Genomic DNA, 13,540 nt, shown 5'->3' on the forward strand with positions numbered 1-13,540 from the left:
TAATCTTTTTACATTTGCATTCCTAATTTACAGGTTTTTATGAGTGAAGAAAAGTCATTGAACTTTATTGAAGAAATTGTTGAGAACGACTTAAATAGTGGTAAGTATGAAACTTTGGTTACGCGTTTCCCGCCTGAACCTAATGGTTATTTACACATCGGCCACGCGAAAGCAATATGCTTAAATTTCGGACTAACACAAAAATACGGCGGCTATACCAATCTGCGTTTTGACGATACCAATCCGGTTACCGAAAAAACAGAATATGTAAACAGTCAGCAGGAAGATATCAGGTGGTTGGGTTTTAACTGGAAAAATGAATTATATGCCTCAGATTATTTTGATGAGTTATATGGTTTTGCTGTTAAACTGATCGAAAAAGGTTTGGCTTATGTTGATGAAAGCGCTGCAGATGAAATTGCAGCCTTAAAAGGTACGCCAACTGAACCGGGACAAGACAGCCCATATCGTAACCGCAGCATTGAAGAAAATTTAGACCTTTTTACGAAAATGAAAAATGGCGAATTTCCTGATGGTGCTTATATTTTGAGAGCAAAAATAGATATGGCGAGTCCAAATATGTTAATGCGCGATCCGATTATCTATCGTATCAAACATGCCGAACATCACCGTACAGGCAACAAATGGTGCATTTATCCAATGTACGATTTTGCTCATGGACAAAGTGATAGCATCGAAAACATCACGCACTCTATCTGTACACTGGAATATGTTTCACACCGTGAACTGTACGATTGGTTTATCGAACAATTAGATATTTTCCCTTCAAAACAATATGAATTTGCCCGTTTAAATCTTACCAGCACGGTAATGAGTAAACGCAAGCTTCTTCAACTGGTTAACGAAAACTTAGTAAATGGATGGGACGATCCGCGCATGCCTACCATTAGCGGTTTGCGTAGAAGAGGCTTTACACCAAAGAGCATCCGCGAGTTTTGCGAACGTATTGGCATTGCCAAACGTGAAAACTTAATTGAGCTAAGTTTATTGGAATTTTGTATCCGTGAAGATTTAAATAAAACGGCTAACCGGGTAATGGCAGTTTTAGATCCGATTAAATTGGTGATTACGAATTACGAAAAAGGAACTGAAGATTTAATCGGCGAAAACAATCCGGAGGCTGAAGATGGTGGTGGCACACGTGTAATCCCTTTCAGCAATGAACTTTGGATAGAACGCGAAGATTTTATGGAAGTACCGGCAAAAAAATGGTTCCGCCTGGCTCCTGGTGCAATGGTACGCTTAAAATTCGCCTATATTATTAAGTGCGAAGATTTTGTGAAAGATGAAAACGGAAACGTTACTGAAATCCGTTGTACTTATCTTCCGGAATCGAAAAGCGGAAACGATACCAGCGGCGTAAATGTTAAAGGAACCATCCATTGGGTAAGTGCTCCACATGCCAAAACTGCTGAAATCCGTTTATATGATCGCTTATTTACCTCAGAAACACCAGATGCTGAAGAAGGAGATTTTAAAGATTATTTAAACCCTGAAAGTTTAACGGTATTGCCTAATGTTTATATCGAGCCAGCATTAGCTGATGCAGATTTAGATGGCCGTTACCAGTTTATCCGTAAAGGTTATTTCTGTTTAGATAAAGATTCTACTGCAGATAAATTGGTTTTCAATAGAACAGTAACCCTAAAAGATACATTTAAGAAGCCAAACTAGTTTTTGCTTTTTTGGCCACAGATAGGCACAGATGAACACAGATTAATGTGATTTGTCTGTGCTTTTTTTGTTAGTTCACTGGATCATTAGCCATTAGTCATTGGTGACTTGTAGTGCCAGATAATTCCATCATCCCTCTTACATTTTCCATCTTTTAATACTTCGTATACACATTATACAGTACCAATATATCTACTGGCGTTAAAGTTGGCGTAATATCACTCTGGATAAAATGGATTTTGAAAGCGGTAATTGCAGCAGGCAGGTTACTCGTATCATAACCGATATATTTTAGCGCCATTTCGGTATTAAAATCTACTGGTGGGTTTTTCAGCACATCATCATACCAATAACCAAAACCTTTATCGGCCAGTTTTTTCCAGGGGAAGTTTTTTGGATCGTTTTTACGTTTAGGTGCAATATCAGCATGGCCAATAAAATTTGCAGTAGGGATCCCGTATGTTTTCTTTAAAGTCGCCAACAACTTTAACAAGCTATTGATCTGAGCATCGGGCCAGGGATCTGTTAAGCCATTATTATCCAGCTCAATACCAATTGATGAAGAATTCAGGTCGGTATCTTTTCCCCATTTACTCACGCCAGCATGGTTTGCACGTAAATAATCATTAACCATATGCACTACTTTACCATCACGACTAATTACGTAATGTGCGCTGGTACCTGCTTTAGTGGAAAAAAACGTTTTAACAGTTTGTGCCAAACTATCCTGAGCGGTATGATGAATCACCACAAAATTTGGCTTACGTATCCCAAAATTTACAGAACCAATCCATTCCTGATTTGATGCTTCTAAAGAATCGTAAAGTTGACCAACAGGCGGCGTACTGTTTATTATTTTCGAAAAATCTTTCGCCTTTTCCTTATAGATTTTTTCTGTTGCAGCGTATTTGCTGCTTCCGCAGGCAGATAAAATGAGTAGCAGAGAAAAAGCGGAAATAGATAATGATTTTGATGACTTGGAAAATAACATGGCTTGAACGGTTAGCTAATCGAAGTTACAAAGTTATGTTAAACTTCCTCCAATACATCAAACTTTATACAAAGCTTTCAAAATTTACTAATTTAGCAGCCATATACTTTAATATGAAGAATTTACACAAATCAACACTGTTTTTATCAGCAGTAGCTATTTCAGTTGGCGCCTTATCGTCCTGTACTGGTAATAATAAATCTAATAATGAAAAGGCTGTGGTGGTACAAAAAGATAGTCTTACCAATTATGTTGCTCAACGTTTACCCATTTACGAAAGGGTAAAATTAACTACTAATATTAACGATTTAAGTGTTAACGACCGTAAAATTTTGCCTTTGTTAATTCAGGCAGCAGAAATTATGGATCAGCTATATTGGAAACAAGCCTACCCACAAAGAGATAGCTTGCTGGCCACTATTAAAGATGAAAAAACACGCGATTTTGTTAATATCAATTATGGTCCGTGGGATAGATTAAATAACGATAAACCTTTTGTGGTAGGTGTTGGCCCCAAACCGGAAGGGGCATTCTTTTATCCATATGGAACTACAAAAGAAGCCATAGAGAAATCGGACCTTGCGGATAAATTCGGCGCATATTCTGTCATTCAAAAAGACAGCACCGGCAAATTATCAACGGTACCCTATCATGTATTATATGCCTCAGAATTACAAAAAGCAAGTTCTTTATTAAAACAGGCCGCTCTGATTGCTGAGGATACCGGCTTAAAAAAGTATTTAAACTTAAGGGCCGACGCTTTGGTAACAGATAATTTTACTGCAAGTGATTATGCCTGGCTGGATATGAAAAACAACGGTCTGGATATCATTATCGGCCCGATTGAAAATTACGAAGATAAACTCTTTAATGCACGTACCAGTTACGAAGCTTATGTTCTAATCAAAGATAAAGAGTGGAGTAAACGCCTTGCGAAGTATGTAAAAATGCTCCCGGAGTTACAGAATAACCTGCCTGTAGCAGCAAAATATAAAACCGAAACACCAGGAACTGACTCGGAGTTAAATGCTTATGATGTGGTATATTATGCCGGCGATTGTAATGCCGGATCGAAAACCATTGCTGTTAATCTTCCAAACGACGAAAAAATTCAACAGGAAAAAGGCACGCGCCGTTCGCAGCTGAAAAATGCAATGCAAGCAAAATTTGATAAAATCCTGGTACCGATTTCAAAAGAATTAATAGAAGCCGACCAGCAACAATACATTAAGTTTGATGCTTTTTTTGCAAACGTAATGTTTCACGAAGTAGCGCATGGTTTAGGAATTAAAAAAACCATTACCGGAAAAGGTTTTGTTCGTGCAGCATTAAAAGAACAATATAGCTGGCTGGAAGAAGGCAAAGCAGATATTTTAGGTTTATATATGGTAACAGGCTTACTTAAAAAAGGCGAATTAAAAGGTGATATAAAAAATTATTACACCACATTTATGGCTGGTATTTTACGCTCAGTTCGCTTTGGTGTTTCTGAAGCACACGGAAAAGCGAACATGCAGTGCTTTAATTATTTTCAGGAAAAAGGAGCTTTTGAGCGTACGGCTAAAGGCACTTACAAAGTAAACTTCGAAAAATTTGCTACGGCTATGAATGATTTAAGTGCATTTATTCTTACGCTTCAAGGTAATGGCGATAAAGCTGCAGTAGAAAAAGCACAAAAAGAAAAAGCAGTCATCCATACAGAACTTCAAACAGATTTGGAACGGTTAACTAAAAAGAATATCCCTGTTGATGTTGTTTTTGAACAAGGTGTTGATGTACTTGGGGTAAAATAAAAGTTTTTTTTTACTTGAGAATTTAAGGCCATAGGTATGCAGGCGAAAGCTTGTTTATCTGTGGCTTTTTTAGTTTGGTTCATTTGTGAGATCGGTAATTTCATAAGGCGCCAAAAAACCGGCCGTCATTTCGACTGAAGCGCAGCGAAATGATACTCCAATTCACTTCCTTAAAATCATGTCATTTATATTGATTTATACAATAAATTAATCCTCAGCATGAAGACCATATTGGAGTTACACGGTAATTTATTCCTGACTTCGGACTTTTTTAAAATCCTTGTAACCTTTTTAAAAAACGGTCGTCTTATCTGTAACTAAGCAATTGGAACCTTTCGTTTCCAGCTAAACTTTAAAATAAGCAGGTAATTAAACTGAAGCGCATGCAGATGCGGTATAGGAATTTTTTTGCCCCATTTTTTAAAGAATAAATACCTAAACATGAAAACACTATACAAAATAGCATGTACTCTTACGCTTCTTTTTATTGTTACAATAGGTTTTGCGCAAACAAATCCTAAACCGAACATCAGTGGAGTAATTTTAGATGAGACCAAAAAACCTGCAGATTACGTTACCGTCGTACTCTTTAAAGCATCCGATTCCAGCGTGGTTAAAACAGCATTTACCGATCCAAGCGGAACATTTAATTTCAATGTTTCGGGCAAGGGAAGTTATTATTATAAAGCCAGTAACATGGGTTATAAAACGCTTAAAAGTAAAACCATTGTTTTAACAGAAGATAATCAAAAAGCAGATTTCGGAACGGCACAGCTTATTGCAAGCACTCAAAACTTAAAAGAAGTGAATATCGCGATAACCAAGCCATTAATTGAAAGGAAAATGGATAAGGTCGTGATGAACGTTTCCAATAGTGCGATTATGACAGGTTCAACCGCGCTGGAAGTTTTACAAAAAGCACCGGGCGTATCGGTAGATCAAAACGATAAGATTTCGATGATGGGAAAACAGGGGGTATTAATTCAATTGGATGGCAAACAAACTTACATGAGTAGTGCCGATGTGGCCAACCTGCTACGGAATATGCAGAGTTCTGACATAGAAAGCATTGAGTTAATTACTAATCCATCTTCCAAATACGATGCCTCAGGAAACTCAGGAATTATAAACATCAAAACAAAGAAAAATAAAAATGGCGGAACAAACGGCAGCATAAACGGATCTTTAGGATATGGCAAAAACCTAAGGGCAAATGCAGGTTTAAACCTGAACCACCGTACACAGAAACTTAATCTTTTTGGCAACTACAACTATGGTAAGTTTGAGCGCGATAACCTGATCGCTATTGACCGGATTTCGAACGGCACGCCCGATATTTACTTTATGCAAGTAGGTGAGAGCAAAAGAAAACAATATAACAATAACCTTAAAGCAGGATTAGATTATTTTATTGATAAGAAAAACACCATTGGTATATTGGTAAATGGTTATTTTAACCATGGTACCGAAGCTTCCGCAAACAATACTTTAATTGGCACATCTTTTCAAAAAGCAGACTCCAGCCTGATAACCAAATCATTGCAGACAAACAAATACAATAATGTTTCTTATAACTTAAATTATAAATCTGTTCTGGATACCACGGGTTCAGAAATCTCGGCAGATGTAGATTATTCCAAATACAAAGGAAACGATGGTTCTGATTATGAAAACGATTATCGGTTTCAAAATGGAAACAGCATTCGCCCGATCATATATACCAGAAACAACACCCCTTCTATTATTGATATCAAGGCATTTAAAATCGATTATAATGTTTCGCTAAACAAAACGGTTAAACTTGAAGCCGGGGTTAAAAGCAGCTGGGTTAAAACCGATAATGACTTACAGGCAGAAGTGTTAGTAAGTAATGCCTGGCGGAACGATGTAAAAAGAAGCAATCAATTTATATATGATGAAAATGTAAATGCGGCCTATACCAATCTAAACAAACAGTTTAAAAACACCAGCGTACAGATTGGTCTAAGGGTTGAGCAAACCAATTCGAAAGGAAATTTAATTACGACAAATACAGTTGTAGAACGAAATTACTGGGATTTCTTTCCAACGTTATTTGTTCAGCAAACGCTTTCTAAAAACAACCAGTTAGGGTTTTCTTATAGCAGAAGGATAGACCGCCCGAGTTATGATGCCTTAAATCCCTTTATTTATTACTTAGACGAATTTACCTATAGCAAAGGGAATCCATTTTTAAACCCACAGTATACACATAATTTTGAGCTCAGTTATACCCTGTTACAAAAATATATGCTCTCGATAGGCTATAGTAGGATTAATGATGTAATTGCTGAGGTAATTTTACCAGATGCGGCAAATAAATCATTGTATCAAACCAATGCAAATATTGCGACCAACATCAGCTACAACGCTAATTTGAATGTACCTGTTCAGCTTACGAAATGGTGGCAGACCAATAATAACTTAAATGTTTTTTACCTGAGTTTCGAAGCACCAGATCTAGCCGGGAGTGCTTTAAAAACCGGAAAAACGTCATTCCAGTTTAAATCGCAGCAAACCTTTACTATTATGGATGGTTTTACAGCAGAAATAAATGGCAGCTACGAATCACCGCTGGATTATGGAACGCTAAGTTTAAAAGCCCGTTACTATATTGATGCAGGTTTAAGCAAATCGCTATTCAACAAAAAAGCAAGTTTGAAGCTGGCCTTATCAGATGTATTTAATATGTCTGAAAACAATTTATCAAGTGCCTATCCGGGTTTAACTTACTCCGTACATCAGAAAAATGAAACTCAAATTGGCAAGATCAGTTTTACCTATCGTTTTGGTAAGAATGAAATCAAACCAGCTCGTCGCCGCTCAACAGGTACCGAGGCAGAACAAGGAAGGATGAAGAATTAGGGATGATTTTACCGTCATTTCGACCGTAGTGGAGAACCCGAAGGCTCTGCGAAGCAAAATCTTTGGACTATGGTAAAAGATTTCTCTCCCGAAGCTTCGGGACTGCGCTTCAGTCGAAATGACGATAATTTGAGAAGATTTAAAACTTATATTCCATGATATAATCGTCCATAATGTAGCCCTCACCTATATCAAGTTTTACCGATTCTTTAATGGTGAAACCTCCTTTCAGATAAAAGTCTTTGGCTTTATTATGTTTGTTCACATTCAATTGCAGGGCGCTTCCTCCTGCATCTTTTACCTGGTTAAAAACCTCATTAATTAAGATTTTCCCAACGCCCTTACCATGTGCAGATGGCAGCACATAAAGCTTGTGCAGTTTGTAAATACGCGCATCATGCCCAATAATAGAATATCCTGCAAACCCGAACTGATTTTCGCCTTCCTCCGCAATGAGGAAAATATGCCCTTCCATAAATTGTTTCAATAGCTCGCCTTTGTTATACATTTTATCCAACATATAATCAATCTGCGCCTGCCCGATAATATCAAGGTAGGTTGATGGCCAGGTTGCCGCAGCAATGTCCATGATGATTTCTATATCATCTTCTTTTGCTTTTCTAAGGGTAATCATATAGGTTCGCTAATAAAAATTGGTTGTCCTGAAAAGGTAAATTCTACAAAGCCATCTTTAACTACAGTAAAAATTTCTTCTTCATTCTGTGCGAGGTTGGTTACTTCCATATATCGGTTACCATGGATCAGAAACTCACTTCCCGCAGGTTTCCAAACAGAGAATCCCGATTTTATAGGATAGTGCTTTGCTCTTTCGGTAAATACTACCAGATTAATTTTGTCTTCAAATCCTGCAAATTTCTCAAGATCGAATTTCTTAGTAATTACATTTACCGCAGGGTATTTCTCTTCGTATAGATAATTAACGGCTACCATTAAAGCATCAACAGGTCCCTGAACAACTTTTGTATCTTCCTGCGCTTCCTGCCCGTTCCCGTTTACCAGCACATCTACCTTTAAACCTAAAGAAAAAATCTTATCGTAATTTTCTCCGTTAACCAAAAGGGTAGGGCTCCATTCAAGCAGTTGGCCCAAAAGCTCTTCGTTAAAATTCCCAAGCTCATCAATATATAAAGCTGGTTCTTGTTTTTCTTTTACAATATGGTGTGAAGACATACTGCGAATATATAAATTTCACTTTAAGTACGGTATAGGAAGAATCAGCCGGACGTAAAATGATTAACGATTATATGGATATTCACTCACCCAATGGAAATCCCTGTTAAGGAGCTTAAAATCTTTAAGGTCTTTTCGCTTAAAACTTACCGATATGGAATCTTGCTCTGTCAGGCCCGAAAGCATCAGTCTGTCTTTTCCAATAATATTATAGTTTAAAACATATTTAGTGGAGTCTTTATCAGTTGATTTAAGTACCAATTCTTTTTTCTTCTGATCAAAAACAGTAGTGAAATTAGCGGAACTATCGTTCATCTTCTTTATCCTTGCATACCCTGAATAATTAATTATCATCTGTCTCCATCGCGTACTATCCGTAGTTAAAGGCGCTAAAGCTTTACCTTTAACCTTCATGCTTTCAACATTATAAATGCCATACATAAATGGCTTGGGTGCACCATCGCCATAAGTTTTATATCGCTCAATTAAAGATGGGAATAAGAAAAGTATAGAAGCAGCTATATACAGATATTTACATACATATATCAAAATAAAATGCCATCTTTTTTTATACTTTGGACGATACATTTTTTCGAGCTGCTGGCTTTCATACCTCACAAAGAACCGGTATAACTTAAAAAAATGTGGGGCCAGAATAAACAGGCACATCACCACCAGTGCTGTAGACAGTATCTTTACCGGAACATCAAAAAAATAGTTCATTGACATTACGTGTGCAGTTGCAGCCAGAGCCAGAAATGCGCCAACAATTACTGTTCTACGAAACAATAATAAAATTGCGGAGATTTCGATAACCCCCATAAAAATATTGTAACCCTTAGAAAACCCGAGGAATCTCCAGGCGAGGCCCATTGGCGAGGCATCACCAAAAGGGGTTAGCAACCTGTCTAAAGATGAATCGTAAAACTGGAGCTTGATCACTTTTATAGCCCCATACATTACCAGAGTAAACGCCAGGTAAAAACGTACGAGCACGATGAGCCAATAATAGGCAGCATTGTAGCTCTTGCGTTTTCGGTCTAAAACCGACCAGATGATGCTACCAATTACCGATATCGAAAATATAAAGAGTAGCAACGCCCATTTATAGGAAGTATCGCCACTTCCGCTTATATGAATTTTTAAATCGTTTTGAAAAATATGTTCAGATAACCATGGGATTAAACTTTGTAACACCATGTCTGCATACTGCATTACATAATAGAAAAATGGAAAAGTGCCATTGTTGTACAGGATGATGAAAAGAGACAAGAGGAGAAAAAAGAATCTGAAAGAGATTTTTTTATAACTATTCCAGGCCGTATTATTTTGAAGAGCATTTTCAGACATATTTTATTCGGTTTTAACCAAAGCTAAATATTATCTAAAGGGCTTCAAATTATAAAATGTTAATTAACAGCGCTTTCTTTAACAACTGTGTAAAAATCCTGATAAGTTTCAATAAAATCGTCAGCAAAATTAATGGCTCCGGAAACGGCTATACCATAAATACCGGTTTGCATTAAAGCTTCTACATCGTATGTTTTTATCCCGCCTACAGCCAACACCGGAATACTGATGGCCTGAGCTTTCAATTCTTTTACCATTTGTTGATAGCCTTCAATGCCCTGGAGGTTATAATTGTTGGGTTTGGTTTCTGTTATTGCAAATGGACCATAACCAGCATAATCGGCACCTTCTTTTGCAAGCCTGATTAAATTGTCTACAGTATTCGCCGATCCTCCAAGGGTAATATCATTTCCAACCAGTTTGCGCAGTTTGACAAAATCGGCATCCATATCTTCGATATGAAACCCCTGGATATCCGCCTTTCCATTTAAATGAACATGATCGGTAACAATTAAGGTGGTGCCCCAGTCATCACAGATTTCGGCTATCGCATTAATATCCTGTAAGAGTTCTTCATCACTCTTACTCAGACAACGGTACTGGATCCATTTTGCACCCGCCTCACAGGCTTGTTGCACCTGTTCAATATGGCTTAAATGCGGGATATCGTTAGTAATGTAATGAAGCTTTTCGATGTATTTCATACTGGGTGGACAGGATTTTTAAGATGATTTGATTTTAAGATCAGGAGGGCAATATAAACAAAATCGCCATTGCCAGTATATTCTGCAATGATGATCCTATTTTAGCTCTAACCTTTTTTCAGTTTCATACTATATGACGCAAAGACCATCTGAATGGGATCTTGTTTAGTGAGCCAACGATTAATGATTCGAGTTGACAACTTTAATAAGCGATTTGCCTAAAAGTTGTCAACTCTGAATGACAGATTAAAATTTCACATTCAAACTTAGTAAAAAGTTGGTTCCGGCCTGTGGGTAAAAAAAGTTTTCGGTTATCCTGCTTCCTCCATATTGGTAGCCATAAGTATAACCGTTGCTTTCGTATTTTTTGTCTAATATGTTATTGACTAACAAGCCCAGGTTAACGTTTTTAACTCCTGCAAATTTAAAGTCGTAACCCAACCGTGCATTGCTTACCCAGTAACCATTAATAGTCCTATCGTTGTTCTGCGTGTTATCCAGATATTGTTTGCTCACATATTTACTTTGCAAAGCCACCGCAAAACCTTTAATCGGTTTATAAACCAGCTCTCCGAAAAGAACCGCTCCTGGAGAATAGGAGATATCAGTTAATTCATAGTTTTTAATTACTTGTCCACCATTATCATAATCATCGTAATACTCTGCAAAGTTTTTGATTTTATTCCTGCTCAGCGCGGCATTTGCATTTAAAACAAATTGAGAGCTAATGGTGTATGAGCCATCTACCTCAATCCCCAAACGATAACTTCTATCTACATTTTGACGAAAATAAGCACCAACATCGTTTATTTTTCCTGTTACTACCAATTGGTTTTTATAGAACATGCCATAAGCATTGGCACCTATATTAAATTTGTCATCTTTAAAACGGTATCCCAATTCTACATCGTTCAAGCGCTCCGGTTTAGGTGTAATGCCAACTGTTGCATCCGCATAATCATCGCGGTTCGGTTCTTTATTCGCCACACTGAACGAAGCATATACATTGCTCTGCGGATTGATAAAATAGGTTGCCCCAAATTTCGGATTAAAGAAATTTAAGGTTTGGTTAATCGCCAACGTATTCAACTTATTTTCTGTTCCGGCAATATCATAATATACACGGCGGTATTGCAGATCGGCAAATAAACTCAAATCTTCAATAGGGCTATAATTTACTTTGCCATAAATATTAAAATCGGTTTTAAAACCATCATTATCATAATAATGCCTGTCAATGTTTCCGTTTGAAGCATATTGTGCCCAGATTACCTGCCCAAAGTGTGCGCCCTTATATTCGTTGTATGCACCACCCAAAGTAAAGTTTAAATTCTTTTGGGGTACGTAGTTAAAGGCATAAGTAACACCATAAAAATCGTTATCCAACCAACGGCGGCGGATTAGATCTGTTTTGGCTATAGGTGTACCACCAGCAACAGCAACTGGGTTCAGGCCATAATGTTTCAGACTATCCTGTACAATGTATTCTTCATAATAACCTTCTCCTTTGGTATAATGTAGGGCACCATTAAAAGAAAACTGATCAGAAATCTGTCTGGCATAAATTAGCTGATAGTGGTTCTGTGTATAATTATCCGTCTGGTTGTTATAAAGGAAACTATTATACCTCCTGCCAGAGTTTAAAAGATTTGCCGCATCTTCGGCACCTAATCCATTTCTATCGATATAAGCGTTCATTCCTGCTACATCATTTTCTAAACGCGACTGTGGAATGCCATTCCACGATTGGTAGGTTTTTTCATTTCCAGAGAAAACATTTACACGCAATAAATCCTTATCTCCATGGTAAGCACCAGATAGAAAATACGATTTTAGTAAAGATGATCCGCGGTCCACATAACCATCAGAACTGATTCTTGATAAACGTCCGTCGAAACTAAAACGATTATTAATTAAACCCGTACCAACTTTTACTGTATTTTTCCAGGTATTGAAACTGCCGTAAGTATTATTCAGTTCAGCATAGGGTTCTGTTTCGCTCGCAGTAGTTTGGATGTTCAAACTTGCGCCAAATGCGCCCGCACCATTGGTTGAGGTACCTACGCCACGCTGAATCTGCACATTATCAACTGATGAAGCAAAATCGGGCATATTAACATAAAAAGTTCCCTGGCTTTCGCTATCGTTGATGGGAATACCGTTAACGGTAACGTTAATCCTGCTATTATCGCTTCCGCGAATACGGATTCCGGTATAACCCACACCAGCACCGGCATCAGAATTAACCACCACGCCAGGAGTATTCTGGAGGATAAAAGGCAGATCCTGTCCGAAATTATTCTGCTGGATTTCTTCCTTGCTGATATTCTTATAAGTAGTTGCTGATTTATCTGTGGCACGGGTTGCACGTACAATTACCTCATCAGCCAGGAAATTTTGAGGTAAGAGGCTAAAATCAGCCGTTGTATTCTGATTAAGTTCAACGGCTTTTTCAATTGTTTTATAGCCAATATAACTTACCACAATAGTGTATTTTCCATTGCCGAGGTTTGTAATAGTATAATTTCCATTAGCATCACTCACTACTGCCGTTTTTTGGTTTCTTAATTTAACCGTAGCACCTGGAAGCGGCTGCTGATTTTGGTCTGTTACTCTACCAGTAACCGAAATTTGTGCCGATACAAAGAATGGCAACATTGCAACAAGTGCTGCAAAAAGTAAATTTTTCAATCTTATTGTTTTTAGTTAAACCCATCGGAAAAGGGGCATTGCCGATTTTCAGTTAAACTTCCATAACTCCAATCCCTACGCCGGCATTACCCGGATCAGGTGCATTTATAAGGCATGAGGTTTAGGGTTTAGGGCATAGGGTTTTTACCCTCCGCCTTTAGCCTTTTACCTTTAACCTATAAAATGGGTATGATCTCAGCCTGTTTTTGTGTTATATAAACAAGGCACCCCTAATGATGCTG

Annotated in this window: 9 protein-coding genes; 3 read left to right on the top strand and 6 right to left on the bottom strand. The window is 37.7% G+C overall.

The genetic code is table 11. The annotated features are described in order from the left end of the window. The first annotated feature begins 39 nt into the window (after nt 1-39). Nucleotides 40-1,695 carry a glutamine--tRNA ligase/YqeY domain fusion protein gene (locus tag IM793_RS00705; protein ID WP_193419277.1) on the top strand — a complete coding sequence of 552 codons (1,656 nt, stop codon included), beginning with the start codon at nt 40-42 and terminating at the stop codon, nt 1,693-1,695. A gap of 154 nt (nt 1,696-1,849) precedes the next feature. Here the strand turns inward: IM793_RS00705 and IM793_RS00710 are convergent, their stop codons facing one another. Then, a complete protein-coding gene (locus IM793_RS00710) occupies nt 1,850-2,686 on the bottom strand; it encodes an N-acetylmuramoyl-L-alanine amidase (RefSeq protein WP_193419278.1) in 837 nt (278 codons plus the stop codon). A 113-nt stretch (nt 2,687-2,799) separates the two neighbouring features. Between IM793_RS00710 and IM793_RS00715 the strand changes: the two genes are divergently transcribed. Beyond that, the gene (locus IM793_RS00715; protein ID WP_193419279.1) at nt 2,800-4,479 is read left to right on the top strand and encodes a Zn-dependent hydrolase; all 1,680 of its coding nucleotides are present in this window, start codon (nt 2,800-2,802) and stop codon (nt 4,477-4,479) included. Nucleotides 4,480-4,920: 441 nt separating this feature from the next. Beyond that, entirely contained in the window at nt 4,921-7,362 is a 2,442-nt protein-coding gene (locus IM793_RS00720; RefSeq protein ID WP_193419280.1) for a TonB-dependent receptor, read from the top strand. Nucleotides 7,363-7,501: 139 nt separating this feature from the next. Here the strand turns inward: IM793_RS00720 and IM793_RS00725 are convergent, their stop codons facing one another. From IM793_RS00725 to IM793_RS00745, 5 genes are all read right to left on the bottom strand, one after another. Next, nucleotides 7,502-7,996 (bottom strand): GNAT family N-acetyltransferase, encoded by a 495-nt coding sequence (locus IM793_RS00725; RefSeq protein ID WP_193419281.1) that lies wholly within the window; start codon nt 7,994-7,996, stop codon nt 7,502-7,504. After that, nucleotides 7,993-8,553: a thiamine pyrophosphokinase gene (locus tag IM793_RS00730; RefSeq protein WP_121285696.1), complete on the bottom strand. Its 561-nt coding sequence runs from the start codon at nt 8,551-8,553 to the stop codon at nt 7,993-7,995. The genes IM793_RS00725 and IM793_RS00730 overlap by 4 nt, the downstream gene beginning before the upstream one ends. A gap of 63 nt (nt 8,554-8,616) precedes the next feature. Then, entirely contained in the window at nt 8,617-9,903 is a 1,287-nt protein-coding gene (locus IM793_RS00735) for a hypothetical protein (RefSeq protein WP_193419282.1), read from the bottom strand. A 59-nt stretch (nt 9,904-9,962) separates the two neighbouring features. Then, nucleotides 9,963-10,607, bottom strand: a complete 645-nt coding sequence (locus IM793_RS00740; protein WP_193419283.1) for a thiamine phosphate synthase — start codon at nt 10,605-10,607, stop codon at nt 9,963-9,965. A gap of 246 nt (nt 10,608-10,853) precedes the next feature. Then, on the bottom strand, nt 10,854-13,298 hold the full coding sequence (locus tag IM793_RS00745; RefSeq protein ID WP_370629745.1) for a TonB-dependent receptor: 2,445 nt from the start codon (nt 13,296-13,298) through the stop codon (nt 10,854-10,856). Between the last annotated feature and the right edge of the window lie 242 nt (nt 13,299-13,540).

It is taken from the genome of Pedobacter sp. MR2016-19 (genome assembly GCF_014947265.1).
GTDB lineage: Bacteria > Bacteroidota > Bacteroidia > Sphingobacteriales > Sphingobacteriaceae > Pedobacter.